This is a genomic window from Formosa sp. Hel3_A1_48, from assembly GCF_001735715.1.
Taxonomy (GTDB): domain Bacteria; phylum Bacteroidota; class Bacteroidia; order Flavobacteriales; family Flavobacteriaceae; genus UBA3537.
In genome coordinates, this window is record NZ_CP017259.1 from 199,565 (window position 1) to 217,230 (window position 17,666).

At 36.0% G+C, this 17,666-nt stretch carries 10 protein-coding genes; all 10 read right to left on the reverse strand.

Translation table 11 applies throughout. The features are described 5' to 3' along the window. Window position 1 precedes the first annotated feature (1 nt). The 10 genes from FORMA_RS00950 to FORMA_RS00995 all read right to left on the reverse strand — a co-directional run bounded on the left by FORMA_RS00950 (window position 2) and on the right by FORMA_RS00995 (window position 17,628). Window positions 2–1,033, reverse strand: coding sequence for a glycoside hydrolase family 43 protein (locus tag FORMA_RS00950; RefSeq protein WP_069673905.1), 1,032 nt, complete (start codon window positions 1,031–1,033; stop codon window positions 2–4). Between the two features lie 5 nt (window positions 1,034–1,038). Next, a complete protein-coding gene (locus FORMA_RS00955; RefSeq protein WP_069673906.1) occupies window positions 1,039–2,478 on the reverse strand; it encodes an MFS transporter in 1,440 nt (479 codons plus the stop codon). 10 nt (window positions 2,479–2,488) lie between these two features. Further along, window positions 2,489–3,634: an endo-1,4-beta-xylanase gene (locus FORMA_RS00960; protein WP_069675390.1), complete on the reverse strand. Its 1,146-nt coding sequence runs from the start codon at window positions 3,632–3,634 to the stop codon at window positions 2,489–2,491. A 27-nt stretch (window positions 3,635–3,661) separates the two neighbouring features. Beyond that, window positions 3,662–5,899: a carbohydrate binding domain-containing protein gene (locus tag FORMA_RS00965; RefSeq protein ID WP_197500769.1), complete on the reverse strand. Its 2,238-nt coding sequence runs from the start codon at window positions 5,897–5,899 to the stop codon at window positions 3,662–3,664. Between the two features lie 202 nt (window positions 5,900–6,101). Further along, window positions 6,102–7,538 carry a sulfatase gene (locus FORMA_RS00970; protein WP_069675391.1) on the reverse strand — a complete coding sequence of 479 codons (1,437 nt, stop codon included), beginning with the start codon at window positions 7,536–7,538 and terminating at the stop codon, window positions 6,102–6,104. Between the two features lie 20 nt (window positions 7,539–7,558). After that, the gene (locus tag FORMA_RS00975; protein ID WP_083236594.1) at window positions 7,559–9,217 is read right to left on the reverse strand and encodes a sulfatase-like hydrolase/transferase; all 1,659 of its coding nucleotides are present in this window, start codon (window positions 9,215–9,217) and stop codon (window positions 7,559–7,561) included. Window positions 9,218–9,227: 10 nt separating this feature from the next. Beyond that, on the reverse strand, window positions 9,228–10,628 hold the full coding sequence (locus FORMA_RS00980; protein WP_083236533.1) for a sulfatase family protein: 1,401 nt from the start codon (window positions 10,626–10,628) through the stop codon (window positions 9,228–9,230). Continuing rightward, window positions 10,628–12,814: a T9SS type A sorting domain-containing protein gene (locus FORMA_RS00985; RefSeq protein WP_069673908.1), complete on the reverse strand. Its 2,187-nt coding sequence runs from the start codon at window positions 12,812–12,814 to the stop codon at window positions 10,628–10,630. The genes FORMA_RS00980 and FORMA_RS00985 overlap by 1 nt, the downstream gene beginning before the upstream one ends. 18 nt (window positions 12,815–12,832) lie before the next feature. Next, window positions 12,833–14,455 (reverse strand): RagB/SusD family nutrient uptake outer membrane protein, encoded by a 1,623-nt coding sequence (locus FORMA_RS00990; protein WP_069673909.1) that lies wholly within the window; start codon window positions 14,453–14,455, stop codon window positions 12,833–12,835. A gap of 11 nt (window positions 14,456–14,466) precedes the next feature. After that, complete coding sequence (locus FORMA_RS00995; protein ID WP_069673910.1) at window positions 14,467–17,628, reverse strand: SusC/RagA family TonB-linked outer membrane protein; 3,162 nt, start codon at window positions 17,626–17,628, stop codon at window positions 14,467–14,469. Window positions 17,629–17,666: the final 38 nt, after the last annotated feature.

Sequence of the window (17,666 nt, forward strand, 5' to 3'; positions counted from 1 at the left end):
ATTAATACGGATTTAAAGTAATGATGGTACCGTCCTGGCGGTATTTTAATTCGGCTACCTTTACAGATCTTAAATGCGTAATACCTTTTGATAGGGAAGAATCGTGGTAAAACAAATAGGTTTTTCCCTCGACTTCACAAACAGAATGGTGGGAAGTCCACCCCACAACGGGGTTAAGAATTCGGCCTGTATAGATAAACGGCCCATAGGGACTATCTCCAATGGCATAACATATAAAATGGGTGTCTCCAGTGGAGTATGAAAAATAATATTTCCCATTATGTTTGTGTAACCAAGCGGCTTCAAAAAAGCGGCGGTCATTATCTCCTGAAAGCAGAAGATCTCCATTTTCGTCAAGAATTTCTAATGCCTTAGGAGTTTCGCCAAATGCCAATAGATCCTCGGACATTTTAGCAACCAATGGCAACAAAGCCGGTTCGTCGTCTGCTGGAAGGAAAGCGGTAGGACTTTCAGGCTGATCGGCATTAAAAACACCTGTTCTCCAGCGTTGTAATTGACCTCCCCAAAGGCCTCCAAAATACATATAATAGGCACCGTCATCGTCTTTAAAAACAGCCGGGTCTATAGAAAAACTGCCCTCAATGGCTTTTGGCTCAGCTTTAAAGGGGCCTGTTGGAGAATCGCTGATAGCTACACCAATTCGAAAAATCCCTTCGTAATCTTTTGCTGGAAAGAAAAGATAAAATTTCCCGTCTTTTTCATTGGCATCGGGGGCCCACATTTGCTGTTTTGCCCAAGGCACATCATCTACGTGCAAGGCCACACCATTATCAACAGCTTTACTGTCTATATTGTCCATGGAAATAACATGGTAATCTTCCATCGCAAAATGACTTCCCAAATCGTCAAAAGCCTCGCCAGCGTCAATGTCATGAGATGGATATATATATATTTTTCCATTGAAATAATGAGCAGAGGGATCTGCGGTGTATATATGAGTTACCAATGGGGCAGACAGTGCCTTTTTGTTTAATGCTTTAAAATCTATATGGTCTATATTATCTTCAGGCATGATTATTAATTATTTCGTCTTTGTTTTAAATCAAATTCAATTTGAGATTCCATACTTTTATTTATTTCGTAGAAAAATAAGAGGGCCACACCGATCAAAAATGGTATGGCAGGATAAACACTAACAAGAAGCTTAGTTCCCAATATAGCTTCTGAAGATTGCCCCAATTCACTGTTGGCAACATAGCCGTAAGATGAAAGAATTTGAGTTACCAGCGAACTTCCAATAGTAAGTCCTAGCTTTAGTCCAACCATCATCGCTGAAAACACAATAGCAGTAGCTCTTCGATTGTTTTTCCATTCAGAAAAATCTGCGACATCAGCAATCATTGCCCACAATAACGGAATGGTAATGCCATAGAAAAAACCGTGCAAAATTTGAGCACCAAAAATAAATGTGATTGCTGTTGGTTTAAAAAAGTAAAAAACAATGATAAAAAGGGTTGAAATAAATAAAAACCATCCAAAGACATTACGTTTTCCATACTTATCAGCTAAAGGCTTTGATAAGCCAATACCGATAATCATAAAAATAATACCACCGGCATTAAACAATCCAAATCCAGCGGAGACTGGATCGTTTCCAAAGAAATTAACACCCATATTAGATAAAAACTCTAATATTGGGCTAATAAAATGAGTTAAATTTGATGCATCTATAAAATTTTCAAAATAATACACATAGCTCCCTCCTTTCATGGCTAAAGAGATAAATGTTAAAGTTGTCAGGACCAACATTATCACCCATGGTTTATTTTTAATCAAATCCAATAAATCATCCTTCACTGTAGATTGTTGTTCTTCGGTAGGAACGACACGCTCTTTTGTCGTGAAAAAAGTAATTAATAACATAATGGTACCAATAACTGCGAGCCAAGTCATCACAATTTCTATCCCAACAGCTTTATCGCCTTCGCCAGCATAAATTATAATTGGTAGCATGAAAACTTGCACAAAAAATTGAGCAAACATCACCGCCACAAATCGATAAGAAGAAATACTATTACGTTCTTTCATATTTCCGGTTATTACTCCGCTCAATGCAGAATATGGAAGGTTACTCGAAGCGTATAATAACAATAATAAGGTGTATGTAATTACAGCATAAATCAACTTCCCTTGATAGCTGAAGTCTGGTGTGCTAAATGCTAAAACTGAGATAATTCCAAGCGGAACGGCAGTCCATAATATCCAAGGTCGAAATTTGCCCCATTTGGATTTGGTACGATCTGCAATAGCACCCACAATGGGATTAAATCCAAAAGCGGCTACAGTTCCCACAACAAACATTAATGCAGTCGCATCGTTTGCTTCAAGTCCATAAATATCGGTGTAAAAGTATGCTAAATAAGTCATTAGGGTTTGAAAGACCAAATTAGCCGCCAAATCACCTAAACTGTAACCAATCTTTTCGGTTATTGACAATTTTTCTGAAATAGATTTCATATAAATATTTTTAGTTTTGTTGATCTGTATTAACCTCTAGGACACTTTTATAGGCTGGTTTTGGATTATAATTTCTATCAAATAACAATGGGTAATTGGTACGCCCTTTAATCGGCCAATCGTTGAGCCAAGAATGTTTGTCCATTACCCCCCAAAAAGTAACTCTATTAATTTTATCACTGTGTTTGACAAAAACATTAAAAATTTCCTGATAACGCTTTGCTAATTTTTCTTGGATATTATCCGGCAATCCATTAGGGTATGGATTCATTTTTGGATCGCCTTCAAACTGTGAGAAATTTTGAGTCACCTCGGCCCCAACCATTTCCCAAGGATTGGGAAGTACAGAGATGTCAAGTTCTGTAAAAGAGACATAAACACCTGCAGCATGTACATCCAAAATAATTTGCTCTATTTCTTCAATACTTGGAGATTTTAAATCCCAATGGGCTTGTACCCCAACTCCGTTAATCTTAGTACCATTAGCTTTAAATTTTTTAACCATTTCAAGAACGGCAGCTCTCTTTTTTGGTTTGTAAAGATTGTAATCATTGTAAATTAAGTCTACATCTGGATCTACTTTCTCCGTCTTTCTAAAAACCTCCTCAATGTAATTTTTGCCCATATTTTTATAAAAAACAGACGCTCTCAAACTTCCATCCTCTTCAAAAGCTTCATTGACTACATCCCAAGCATCAATTTTACCCTTGTAGCGAGACACTAACGTATTGATGTGGTTCTCCACATGTGCTCTGGTCTCAGCACTGTTTTCAAGATTTTGCATGAAATCTGCAAGCTGATTATGCCAAACCAAAGCATGTCCCACAATGTACATGTTGTTTTTGAGACCCATTTCAACATATTTATCTGCTGCTTTAAAATTAAACTTGTTAGGACTGGGTTGAATAAACATCCATTTTAAAGAGTTCTCCGGTGAAATTGTATTGTATTCACTATTTACAATTGTAGCGGATTTTGGATCTAAACCTAAAATAGTGTTTTCGTTAATGGCCGCTCCTAAATAAAATAAATCTTTAAAATGTGTGCCTAATGACAACTTACTGGAAGATTCAGAAACAATTTTACTGGCACAACTGATAAAACAAATAAGACCACAAATAAATGTTAGAAATATTGGTTTTTTTAATTTTTTCATCTTTTTCATTTTTAAATATAGTTGTTGTCAATGCTTCAAAAACTTAAGGGTTTGGAAACTATTGGTATATGAATTTCTAATTTTTACCAAATAAATCCCTTTGCTAAGACTTGAAACGTCCAAGGTTAAGGTTTTATCTAGTGTGTTTTCTTGATTGGAGAGTTGGTAGTATTTCCCTAAAAGGTCCATAACCTCAATCTGATCATTAGCAGTGTATTTTGAAATTGTTATTTGGTTTTTAGCGGGGTTGGGGTAAACAAAGATCTGGCCATTCAGAGTGTCATTATCCCAAACTCCGGCGGTTGTGTTTATAAACTCATAGGCACCAATATCAACAACATCATCGTTGTCAATATTAGAAAAATCTACCTCAGCAGATCCTTGAGGAACCAAAGTAAAATCATCTATGTAAAAATCGCTAACAACTCCATCTCCAACATTCGGTCCTTTGACATACGCAAACATAAGATCACTTGATGGATATGTGAAATCCCCGTTCAAAAGCGTCCAATCCTGGTCATTTACAGCAGTACTGGATGTTACAGATGTATAAGTGTTTAATGTAGTATTTCTAATGGTTATTTGTGCATTTCCAGCACCGCCGCTGGCTAATTTTACCCAAACATAAAACGTATAGGTTTGCCCAACTTCCATAAGATTATCCAATGCCAATTTAGGACTGTGCCAGTTCTCGGTTCGATTGCTAACTGAAAGGCTGTAATCTCCAGATTTTGAGTTTGCCGTGGTAGAAGTCAAAGTGGGAGACCCAAATTGAGACCAGCCGCCCGTCGAATTTTCGAAACTTGAGAAGGAAATTGCATTGGGAAGTGTTGGTCTTGGGTTCCCCAAAAAATCATTTTCGGGAGTATAGCTTGGATCACCTGCATCAATGGCAAGAGAGTTTGGAGTGATTGAAAAATCAGTAGCTGAAATATCAATTGGACCGTTGACAACTGATGGCGATAAAACAAAAAGTGGGTCTTGATTAACAATATTATTTTCTGAAGTTGCTGGCAAAGCATACGACCCGTTCAAAAAGAGATTATTATTTGCGATTCTATTATTGGAGACCTGATTCAATTGAAGTGATGTAAATCCATCTCCATAGTATGAAGGTGCATCTTCTAATGGTCTAGTAACCACAATATTATTAACAACTGTTGAATTTAAAACTTTATTGGATTTTATTCCTGCAACATTCTGGCCTCTATGTGATGGATTACCCTCTGCAACTGATAGGTCTTGAATGTATTCATGAACACCATTAAAATAAAGCGTATTATTTCTAATAATTGCTGATGCAGCTAAAGAATTATCAAAATTAATCCCATTCTTACCATTGTTAACACATACATTATTTTCAAACAAAAAGGTGCCATTATAACTAGGGTCGCTTCTTGTAACATATAATCCCTGACCATCCACTATACTGTTATAATCTGCTGTCCCATAATTTGGATTGGTATTCCCTGAATTATCAGGCAATCGGGTTGTATAAAAAGGAATGCGATTCCAGTTGTTATAAACTAAATTACCACGCATTACCATTTTTACATCCGTTCCATTGTCAGCTTCCGAGGAAGCAATAGTCTGTGCGTATACAACGGCACTTGAGGCCGATGATGTCCACCAAGTGGTATTGTAAACCTCATTGTATTCAATAGTAATATGATCGGAGTCATTGAAGCGAATTCCAGAGCCCGCTGTATCATGAACAATATTGTTTCGAATAATAATGTGATGGTGCGCGCCATAACCACCCCAAATCCCCTTTCCAGAAAAATAAGTATGGTTATAATTGATGTCATCATCAGGATCAGAAGCGGCTAAAACCTTATATTCTCTGTTTGCATATGCTTCGGCATAAGTAATAGAGGCAGCAGGTCCGACCACTTCAAAACCTTCAACAATGATATAGTTCATATCATTTGAAATAACAATTCCACCCCTGCCATCAAATTGGATTATTGGGGTATGACCGGGATAATTTTTTAAAGTGATATAAGCCCCAGCTGTTCCAGACTTATTGATTGTCACAACATGTGGATTGTTCATATTGATGTAGTTAGAAACATCAACAGTACCATAATTCTGGTTTCTGTAAGTGCCTTCCATAACATATACTGTTCCACCAGCTTCAACTTCTGATATCGCTCTGTTTATAGTTTGGAAAGGAGACGTTTCTAAACCATCATTTCCATCAGATCCTAATGCATTTGAAACATAATAATCCTGAGCATGTGAAAACGTGGATAAAAGAATCACAATTAAATAGATATGATTAAAAAAATTGCTTCGTTGTTTTTTACAACTGCTTATTAATGCCATATTATTTCATTCGTTTTAATAGCTTAAATGTAGTTAGGCAGATTGAAATAAATTAAAACATTTGAGTATAACAATGTAATATTTGAGGATAAACATATACAGTTATAGACTAAGGTTTATAGAAATAAAATGTTCTGACTTATTTATTATTTATTGGATCTCTATTGACAAAATCCCTCATAACTTTAAGTTTTTCGCTGTATTTCTTAACCAATTCGGCATTTTCTGCATTTTTTGCTATATCAACATTTTGTTTTAAATCTTTGTTTAAGTCATACAACATATTTCCTAAATACGTCTCGCCTCTGAAGAATTCTGTATAGGAATAATTGGCATCAACTACAGCCTCCCCTTCTTTATATCGGGTATAAATCTCATCTTTTAGTTGAATAGATGGGTTTTTCATAACAGAGGTTAAACTTTCACCATGAATATAATTAGGAGGTTCGATTCCTGTCAATTCACAAAGCGTTGGATAGACATCTATAAGTTCTGTAAATGAGGTTGTAATTTGACCCTTGGCATAACCTGGTGAAGAAATAATAAATGGTATTTTTATGGCTTCATAAAAAGTGCTGTGTTTGCACCAGAATCCATGTTCACCTAGAAAAAATCCATGGTCACTCCATAAAATAATGGTTGTATTTTCTCTGAGTCCTAAATCCTCTAATCCTTGAATTAAATCCCCAATTAGAACATCCATGTAGCTTACGCTTGCATAATACCCATGAACTAAATTTCTTGACATTTCGTCACTCAATAAGCCCTCGCTAGGAATGTCTAAATACATATTTCTTAGCTCAGCAGAATCGTGCTGGGCATGCATCGCTATAAAAGGGGAGTTTTCGGGTTGGTAAGCATTATCCGCAAGCTCTACTGAACTATGATCATACATATCCCAATACTTTTTGGGCTGAATAAACGGCAAATGAGGCGAAACATAACCAACAGCCATAAAAAAAGGTTTTTCTGCCGCTTTTAGTTCCTCCATTTTTTTGATGGCTCTTTTTGTGACTTTGCCATCGTTATAGGCATAATCATCAACTTCAGGAGATTCAAATGCAGGCCCCTTAGGACCGTGTGATCCCTTTTCACCATTACGTTTGCGCTCTTGAGCCACAGGGTCTTGATAATCAGCCTGGTGAGCTCCTCCATCATTTTCAGACCAATATTCTTTGGTATCATCTGGAAAATGATAAATTTTTCCATAGGAAACAGTTTCATAACCATTCTCCATGAAGAGTTGATTTAGAGTTATTGCTTCTGGTGTATCAACTGAGGCACGAGAGGTGTAATCATTAAAACGATCTTGACTTGGCCTTATTCCTGTCATAATACTCGCGCGACTAGCCCCACAAACAGCAATATTGGTAAAAGCATTATTAAATTGAAGTCCTTCAGAAGCTAGTTTATCAATATTTGGGGTAATCATCTTGGATTCCCCGTAAGAGTTAATTTTAGGTCTAAAATCATCAATTGAGATAAATAGAATATTATGCTTCTTAGTGCCCGTTTGACTGATCAAACACTGGGGCATTATAGTGACACAAAAAAGTAAAATCGTAAGTTGTTTCATTGAAATCATTGTTTTAAAATTTAATTAGTTGTTATGCTTGAAGCTTTATAACCAATTCGGATAGCTCTAGCTCTTATTTTTTCATTGGGTTCAGTTTGAACAGGTGTTGTATACAACTTCCAATAATTTGTTCCAACATCTTCTCCCAACTGATAACCTATTGATGCTCCTTTTGTTTCACAGCTAAGCGAAATATATTCTGAATTAATTTGAATATTAACTTTGGCAGTACTAGGCTGTTTCATATTGGGCCAAAAGGATTTAATTAATTCACTTTCCGGAACAAAGCCTTTATCATCAATGGCTTCTTGCCATTGACCAAGTTGTGTTCTTAATTCTTTTAGTTTGAACTCATATTTTGGGTTATCAGCCAAATTATACACTTCATATGGATCATTCTCAAGGTCATATAACTCTTCATTTGGCTTGGATTTCATGAAAATATACGCAGCATTTCCTTCAAGCCTGTTCAAGGAATCAAGTTCAATTAAGTGTTTATTCATAGGAATTTGCTCTCGATATTTGTTTCTGTAAATCAATGGAAGTTCAGGCATAAAATTTTTGATGTACACAAATCGACCATCCAAAACCGAACGTTGCATATCAGTACATTCATCAAAGCGATCTGCGGAGCCGTAAATATATTGTCTAGGCGATTGTTCAAAATCTCCTGCAAAGGCTTTCCCGTCCATATAATCAGGGGGGTTAATTCCTATTAAAGACATTACTGTTGGTCCTAAGTCCATCAAAGAAACTAATCGGTTTTCAGTTTCACCAGCACGGTAGCCATCGGGATAGCGAACGATCAAAGGTACGTGGAGACCGCTATCTCCGACTGCTCTTTTTTGACGTAATAGATTTCCACCATGATCACTCCAAAAGAAGATTATAGAATTATTCAAAACACCATCGCCTTTTAACTGCTCCAATAATTCACCAACCTCTTTGTCTAGAACTTCAATATTTGAATATTTACGAGCAATATCACTTCTAACAATTGGAATGTCTGGATAGTAGTCGGGAACTGGAACTTCTTCTGGGTCAACTGTTATTGGCTTATCCTTTCGCAACCAAATTCGTGATTCATGAGAAGTGTAATAATTTTTAACATAGAAAAAAGGGGCGCCATCTGGTGCATTTTTGTAAGACCCTCCTCCGTACACATCGTCCCATGCTGTGAATGGGGCATTGAATTGGTAATCGCATTTATCATCATTAACACAATAGTACCCCTGTTCTCGAAGATACTCTGTAAACGGTTTGACATAACTTGGTGTAACCACTTCGTAATCTGGAATATTTTCACCTGATTTATCAACCACACCCTTGTTTTGTCTAAATTTCACGTCTTCTGGCCACTTAAAATTGTTATGGTCTCCCGTACGCATGTTGTGCGCACCTAATCGCGCAGGATACATGCTGGTAATAATTGAAAAGCGACTTGGAGCACAAACTCCAACTGTAGCATAAGCATTGGTGTATTTGATGCCTTCATTGGCCAGACGATCTATGTTAGGGGTTTGAATAGATTTATTTCCATAACTACTTAACACGGGCCCCATATCCTCAACGCTTATCCAAATAACATTCAGAGGTTTTTTTGAACTGTTTTGACCAGCTACACTAAAAACAAAACAGAATGCAAAAAGTAAATAATTAATTTTATTTGAAAATTTCATAATCAAAACTTTAGTAATGTAAAGGAGTGTAATCACTTTCATCTAATTTACCTGCCAAGTCTTCACTAACGCTATTCCATTTAGAGTTGCGATCCAATGGGTGTAGTGTTGGTTTAATTAAAGGCATTTTAGAGTTAATTAAAAAATCATTTTGTGTTACCATCCAATCTTCTAATGCTAATGAAAGACGCTCTTTTTGGTCTGAAAATTTAGGGTTATCAATTAAATTTTGTTTTTGATATGGATCAACATTTAAATCATATAGTTCTTCAAAAGGCACATTTGGAAAAGACGCTGCTCCCATTCGAATAAATTCATTAACAACAGGATTTGAACCATAGTTAGAGTTCACAACTTCAATAGAATTATAGTTTCTAATGAATTTATAACGCTCATCCCTTACAGCTCGTGTTGGAAATACTTTACATTGTTGGATATTTTGTTTAGTCGCAAGAGAAAAAATATATTTATGTATAGGTTTTTGATTTCCTTTTAGTACAGACTGAAAGCTCTTTCCGTCAATTTCACTTGGAACCTCAGCACCAAGAATATCAAGAAAAGTTGGTAATACGTCGACAAAACTAAGTAAGTTATGCGAAACAGAATTAGGCTCAACATGGCCAGGCCAGCGCACTATAAAGGGTACTTTCAATCCCTGTTCTGCTACACCCCATTTGCCAGAAATTCCGTGATCGGATGCATAAATGAAAATTGAATTTTCGACAAAATCATTGGCTTCGACCATTTTCAAAACACGTTCTAACTGCGTATTGTCATCGTATATATTTTGATAATAACCTGTTTTGAATTTTCTAAAATTACCTTCATCATATGGAAGTCGAAAAATATCCTCATTGGTGTATTGTGATGTTTTTGGGTAAGGCCCATGAGGAAAGTCTGAAGTAACAAAAACACAGAACGGTTTTTTGACATTCTCTAAATAATTTTCAAGTTTATCAAGTGGTAAATAACGATGATCTACCGATTTAAAATATTTTGACCACTGAAAAACTGAATTTGGTTTTACATGCCCTTTCCCCGCTAAAACAACATCATAGCCTTCGGCTTCTAAATAATCTATAACTGTTTTGAGCTTTGGTTTAACTGGAAGATGATTGGCCATACATCCATTTTTGATCGGATACATTCCAGAAAAAATCTGAGAACGGCTTGGTGCACAAATGGCTTGCGCTGTATAAAAGTTTGTAAAACGCATACCCTCTTGAGCTAGGGCATCTACTGCTGGGGTATGTACTTTTGGATTACCATAGACACCATAGTCTAATAGATCCTGATCATCGGCTAAATAAAAAATGAAGTTTGGCGTTGTTGAGCTATATTGGGCTTGTAGGCTAAAAAAAGAAAATAATGTAACAAGATAAAAACAGCAATAATATTTATTAATTTTCATTAGTTTTCGATTAAAAATTTAGCGGTTTGTTGTTCATCCTCAGTAATTGATTTTATTATATACATCCCATCAGCAAATGATTTTACGTCTATTGAAACACTTTTTACGGTTTGATATTTTTCATTAAAAACCTGAGTACCGTTTAATTGATAGATTATAATTTCACGATTTTGACTCACTGGAAATTTCAATTCCAACAGAGCATTTGTGGGATTTGGAAATACCAAAATTTTAGGTTCATTTAGATTGTTATATCCGATTTGAGAGCTTAATGAACTGTCGATTGTAAACACATAACTATGCATCGACATGGCTGAAAGATTCGAGCCGATGTAGTTAGCACTCAAGTCGTAATTTTCATTTGTTATCAATCTAAAGTTATCGTTCTCAGCATCTGAGGTTATATAATGTTCTATTGAAGTTGTTCCTTGAGGGATTTCGATTTCAAAACTACCAATATCATTATCTGAATACAATTGCAGAATAATTTTAGTTTCGTCTGGGGATTTAAAAGCAACTGCTTTTAGTCCTGAGTCAAAATTATTAAGATGAATTCTTTGAAAACCAGTTTTAACTAAATTTGCAAAATGTTTTAAAACAAAATAGCGTTTAGGCAAAATAATATCCATATTAGAATCCCATAAAACCAAAGCAGATGAGCCGTAATTTTGGCCAGTATTGACTTCTGATTGATACTTATGCTGTTCATAAAATAAATGAAACATGTAAGCAGTAAGGCCTCCAAAGTTAAAGCCATCCATAATACGATCAATATGATAACTAGCGTCTTCCATATCCCAATTTGGACTGTGTAAATTACCAGCTTCTGTTACCCAAATAGGCTTACCAATAGCCGCTGTAGATAGAGAGGACCAATTTGATGGTGTTATAGGGTTTTGATAGGTGTGTGTAGCAACTATATCCGTTGCATCAACTACACTTGAATTTTCAAACATAGTGTTGATGTAATTAGTTGTAGACTTTGTTGCATCGTTTGAAGTGACTCTAAACGTTTCTGGGGATATGATTTTAATAGCACTTAAATTTTCAGCATCTAAGCGCGAATCAAGATTTGAAATTATTGAGGATAATTCTGAGGGGGTTGTATTCATAGACTCATAGGTCACATCATAATCAGGTTCATTGGTTGGTGAAATTGCAGTAATATTAATTCCATAACGCGATTGCATTCCATTGATAAAAGCGATTAAGAACTCGCTATATTCATCCTCTCCATCCGCAATTAGAGTACCACCATCATTGTGCGCTCCATTGGTTTTTAGCCACGCTGGCGCACTATTACAATTGCCTATAATGTGGTCAAATCCATAGGTGCTCAAATTAAACGCATTACTGAGTGCTTCTGCTACATAACGAGATTTCCATAGGGTAGGATCACTGTCATAGCGAGTCCAGTCCAGTCCAGCAGTATTTAGATAAAATGGGTTATTGTTATCGTTAGGATCTTCCAAGTCATGGTATACAAAAAAGCGAATCATATTAGGCTCCAAGTCTTGAAATGCATGTATTTCAATCTGTTCACGCATGCTGTCTTCCAAAGCATATAGATGCTCCGTTCTTCGCTTTATGCCTGCACCAAATCCATCCACAGATTGATAGGTGAAAGCGGGGTTAAATGAGATCGTATTTCCTGCGACTACCTCAACTTCATCCAAGTAATAAGTAACTCCTGCACCCATATACCAAAAACTCAATTTATTTAAATCTGCGTTGTCTTCCACTGTAAAAATGTGGCTGTACTGTTGCCAGTCTTGAGAAATTGTTGTGTCGTTTCCTTGATAGCTTCCAGAAGCATCGGAGGCTTGAAATACAACCTTCATGGTCGCAGAGCTTGACCCACTAACTTTTGCCCAAAATCGGACGGTATAGCTTTGTTCCGCTTCCACTTGAAATAAATAATCACTTTGTGTTTTAACATGCCAACCGCTAGACCCTAATGAAATAATTTGACTTTTCTGTGCCTTCGTACTTCCAGTGATTAAATTTTCGGTTTCTATGGAGTAGTTTACCTGACCGCCATTGATTTGTAAATTGGACCAAAAACTAAAAGTATTTGTTTGCGCGTCAATGCTTTCCAAAGCACCATTAGCAATAGGTAATTCATTTTGGGCATTCATATTGAATGCCCAAAACAAATTTAAAACTACTAAAAATTTATACTTCATTAAATTATTTTACAAAAATTAATTTATTAAGTCATTAGTGTTAATTTCTCTTGTCGGCAGGGGTAAAAACATGATCTGAGAGGGGTCTTCACTTAGCGTCAAATCTTTGTTGTTAAAATTCATAGATTGGCCGTCTGACAATCTTCTATTTGGAGTAATTGGATGCCAACTGCTAGGGTTATGAGGAATAATAATATGTTCTAAAAAATAATCAAAACCTCTACGCCTATTATTATGTGCATCTTCTCCCTCACCGAGCAGCTCATAGCGGTATTCCTTCATTATTTTATTTCGAAAAGTCGTTTGATCCGCACTGGCATATTCTGCATTACTTAATCCAGAACGGTCCAAAACCTGTGTAACATAATTTAATGCACCGGTTGAATTTCCCAGTTCATTGGAAATTTCAGCTAGCATTAGTAAAAGATCCGCATACCTGTAAACAATAATATTTTTACTGTCATATTGATTGCTATGTGTAATGTCTTTATTAGCGAATTTAAAAAGGTAAGGATGAGAATTTCCAAACCAACCTCTATTTCTTGAAGGATAAGTACGAACCCAGTTACCGACGTTATTAGGGTTATTACCATTGTTTCTATATTCACTCATATAAGTAGCACCTTCGAGCCTTGGATCTCCTGGATAAGTTGTAAAATGATCGTCATAAAAATCTGCACCAACACTAAACCAACCAAAGCATTGTCCTGGTTTGTAATTGTTAGGGGTGTAATTTCTTCCCATCTGCGAATTTGTAGCAACTTGACTAATCTGCAGTTCAAAAATAGATTCTGTAGAATTTTCACCTTCTAAAGTAAACAGGGAAGCGTAATCAGATACCAACTGATATTGATCTAAAACTTGAATGGCTTGATCATAGGACATTTGCCAAAAATCAGAACCCAATAAATTATCTGGGATGATGTCATAAGTAGTTGCATATTCATTACTAGCCATGGTCATATAAACTTTGGCCAAAAGCATATTAGCAGCATATTTCTTAGGATAGTAATACTGGTAATCAATTTCTCCATCACCATTATAACCATCATACATCATATCAGCAGCAGCATTGGCATCTGCAATAACTTGCGCATAAACCTCTTTTGCAGGAGTCAATGCGTTCATTACAGCATCATGAGATGGCAAATCTAAAATTAATGGAATATCACCAAATAAACGCACCAACGAAAAATAAGACCAGGATCTTACAAAATGGGCTTGACCAACCACTTCTTTAAAAAGTTTGTCATTAGCTGAATTGCCATCAGGGTCATAATCTTGAACATTGGCGATTAAAGTATTTGCCCTTGCTATGGCTCTGTAAAAACCAAACCACAGTGCATCAGCATCACCATCATTGGCCTGTGGCTTTAATGAGAATAGATTTCTGTTATTTACATTATTTATATTTGGACCCTGTTTTCTTGTAACAAAAAAACCTGAAAAGCCATTTTGTACAAAAAGCCGTCTTTCTTGAGCTTGGTAATTTGCTAACCCCGCATAAACACCATCCAAGGTAGCTAAAATAGACATTGGGTCATTGTAAGCATTATCACCCAAATAAGGAGGATCTTCATCTAAGTCACAAGACGTAAATATGGTAAGGGCAAATAATAAGAATATTTTTAAATTTTTCATTTTAATTAATTTTAAAAGTTAAGATTTACTCCAATAGATATTGTTTTTGCATCAGGTGAACCGTTCCAATCAACACCATTTCTAAGACCGTCGTAAGAAAAACTTGAGATTTCTGGATTGTAGCCACTGTAGTTGGTCCAGGTAAATAAATTTTGAGCTGTTACATAGACATTAAAACGGCTGAATAGACTGGTAGTTTCAACAGGTAAATCATAACCAACCGTAAGATTGTTTAGTCTCAAGAAACTTCCATCTTCAATAATCCGATCGGTAATGGCAGTGTCGCCAATGGTGTTATAACCAATTCTTGGATTTGTATTGGACTGTGCATCAGGTCGCCACGCATTGTAATATGCATCTGAACTAATGTTTTGAAATTGCCCCGCAGCATTACCAATAGTTAAAAGATTACCGTTGGCTATATCGTTTCCATAAACTCCATTAAAAAGCATTGAAATATTAAATCTTTTGTATCTAAAATTTAAATTTAATCCGTATACAAAGTCTGGGTTTGGATTACCAATAAAGGTTCTATCATCATCATTGATTACACCATCTCCATTTTGATCTATAATTCTTGGATCGCCGGGCTCAGCATTGCCTAAGATATCCGTGTCTTCTGTTTGATAAATTCCATTGGTTTCAAACCCATAAAAAAGGCTGGTTTCTTCACCCTGCACAAATACATTTGCAGGTGTTCGGAAAATTTGCCCATTAGAGATTCTATTCCCAAAAAAGAATGAACGCTGTTGAGCTTCTCCGTCAATATAAAAATCATCAACAGGGACTCCAAGAGATAAAATCTTAGTTCTATTAAATGCAATATTACCTCCCAAAGATAGCTCAAGATCATCAGTTGAAATTAAATCAAAATCCAAGCCAAGTTCTACTCCTTTGTTAGAAATTTCTCCTTTATTTATAAGTAAATTCGTGTAACCACTTGATGATGGTATAGGGATATTTTGAAGTAAATCTTTTGTGGTCTTGTCATAAAGATCAAGTGTTCCTGAAATCTTTTCATTAAATAATGAAAAGTCTACACCAAAATTAATTTGCTCAGTGGTCTCCCATGTTAAATTAGGATTGGCTATGTTATTCAAGATAATTGGAATACTGAGGCCATTGACTGGGTCGCCATATTGCACGCCAGAACTTATGCCATAATTAGGTATGGTACCATAAGGACGTATACCATGGTTTCCAATTTGTCCCCATCCAGCTCTCAGCTTTAAATTGCTGATAAAATCAGAATTTTGAAGAAAAGGTTCATTGGTTACATTCCAAGCCAGTGCAAATGATGGAAAGAAACTATAGCGATTTGCCGATGAAAATTTAGAAACCCCATCACGTCTAAAAGATGCAGTGAATACATACCTGTTTTTATAAGAATAGTTTAGACGCCCTAAAAATGAAAAAACCTGTTGCTTAGAATATAAATATGTAAGCGGCGTATCAATAACAGAACCTAAATAAGGTTGATCTGTTGTAAGGTCTAATGCTACAAAATCTTGGACTGCATAGACACTGTTTTGATTATCTCTAACATCGTAAGTAAGTCCTAATGTCGCATTAATTCTGTGTTTCCTATTGAAGCTACGGTTGTATCTCAAAAGATTATTAACCTGATATGTTTTGGAGTCCAGTTCTGAAATCTGCAAAGCACCATTTGCATTTCTTCCTGCAAAAGTTGTCAATCCAAAAAATCGTCTTCGGTCTTTAATCCTAACATTTCCTCCGGTTCTGAATTGATAGCTCAAGCCTTTGATTGGTAATTTATAGGTGAGTGCAACAGATCCAATAAAACGTTTTTCTTTTGAAATATCTGTAAAATCATTGATCCAAGAATAAGGATTTGAAGCATCCAAATCTTCAACAAAACCTTCATCAGCTGAATTAACAATTGGTCTAAAAACAAGCGTACTTCGAACAAAGCTCTGATTCGCTGTACCAATAAGATCACCTGAATTGGCAAAATCCGTTTCAGTAAAAAAGGCCGTAGCACGCGCTTGTAGTTTTAAGTTTTTGTTGAGGTCTTGGTTTAAGTTTATTCTTAAATCTCCTGACTTAACTCCTGAGTTTGCAACAATCCCGCTTTCATCTCCTATACCACCAGAAATATAATAATTGCCATTATCACCACCACCAGAAGCTGAAAAGCCGAGTCTTTGACTCATCGTTTGATCATAAACAATCTGTTGCCAATCAAAATATTCTAACGGATTATCACTAGCATTAGGACCTGTCGCATAAACATTACCACTATTATCTATTTCATAAGGAAAATCTTGATTTCCATTATTAATTTCCCATGCCTCGTTCTGATATCTTGCATACCCAACGCCATCCAACATATCATATTTTTTTCGAATACTTCTAAATGTTGTTGTGTGGAATGCATTAATTTTCACATTGCCTTTTTCCCCTTTTTTAGTCGTAATTAATACTACACCATTAGCTCCTCTTGAGCCGTAAATTGCTGTGGCTGAAGCATCTTTTAAAATTTCAATACTTTCAATATCTCTAGGGTTGATGCCTGTGAGACCGTTTTGTACTTCTTGACCGTCATTTCCAAGACCTCCTGTATGTACTACATCCTCTCCTGCTGATGCAATAATAATACCGTCTATGACATAAAGAGGTTCATTATTTCCTCTCAAACTATTGGTCCCTCTAATTCTAACGCTCACACCTGAGCCCAGGGCACTAGAGTTTTGAGATACTTGAACACCAGCAGCTCTACCCTGTAGGAGCTGATCGATTCCAGTAGTTTGATTAGCAATATTTTCATCAACTTTGACAGAACTAATTGAACCCGTTACATCTTTTTTCAAAACCGTACCATAGCCTACAACAACAACTTCATCTAATTCTGCAGTGTCAATTTCCATGGACAGACGCACCGTCGTCAAATCTGTGACATCTAACTCAATCGTTTGAAATCCAACATATGAAAAAACAAGCACTTGTTTTTTTGTAGCTTGGATTGTGATTGAAAATTCACCATCAAAATTGGTGACAGCGCCTAAATTATCTGTCCCTCTGACTTGAATTGTAACACCCGGAAGTGGTAATCCTTGGTCGTCATTGACTACCCCTGTAACTGTTTTAGATTGCGCAAAGATTGCCAGAGGCAGCAATAAGATTGCGATTAGAATTTTGAGTTTATTTTTCATTTGTTTTAAAATTGGTTGGTAATTAATTTTAGCTATAT

Coding starts and splice junctions, on each gene's coding strand:
- FORMA_RS00985 (WP_069673908.1), bottom strand. CDS start 12,814: ATGAAGTATAAATTTTTAGTAGTTTTAAATTTGTTTTGGGCATTCAAT.
- FORMA_RS00995 (WP_069673910.1), bottom strand. CDS start 17,628: ATGAAAAATAAACTCAAAATTCTAATCGCAATCTTATTGCTGCCTCTG.
- FORMA_RS00970 (WP_069675391.1), bottom strand. CDS start 7,538: ATGAAACAACTTACGATTTTACTTTTTTGTGTCACTATAATGCCCCAG.
- FORMA_RS00950 (WP_069673905.1), bottom strand. CDS start 1,033: ATGCCTGAAGATAATATAGACCATATAGATTTTAAAGCATTAAACAAA.
- FORMA_RS00990 (WP_069673909.1), bottom strand. CDS start 14,455: ATGAAAAATTTAAAAATATTCTTATTATTTGCCCTTACCATATTTACG.
- FORMA_RS00955 (WP_069673906.1), bottom strand. CDS start 2,478: ATGAAATCTATTTCAGAAAAATTGTCAATAACCGAAAAGATTGGTTAC.
- FORMA_RS00975 (WP_083236594.1), bottom strand. CDS start 9,217: ATGAAATTTTCAAATAAAATTAATTATTTACTTTTTGCATTCTGTTTT.
- FORMA_RS00980 (WP_083236533.1), bottom strand. CDS start 10,628: ATGAAAATTAATAAATATTATTGCTGTTTTTATCTTGTTACATTATTT.
- FORMA_RS00960 (WP_069675390.1), bottom strand. CDS start 3,634: ATGAAAAAATTAAAAAAACCAATATTTCTAACATTTATTTGTGGTCTT.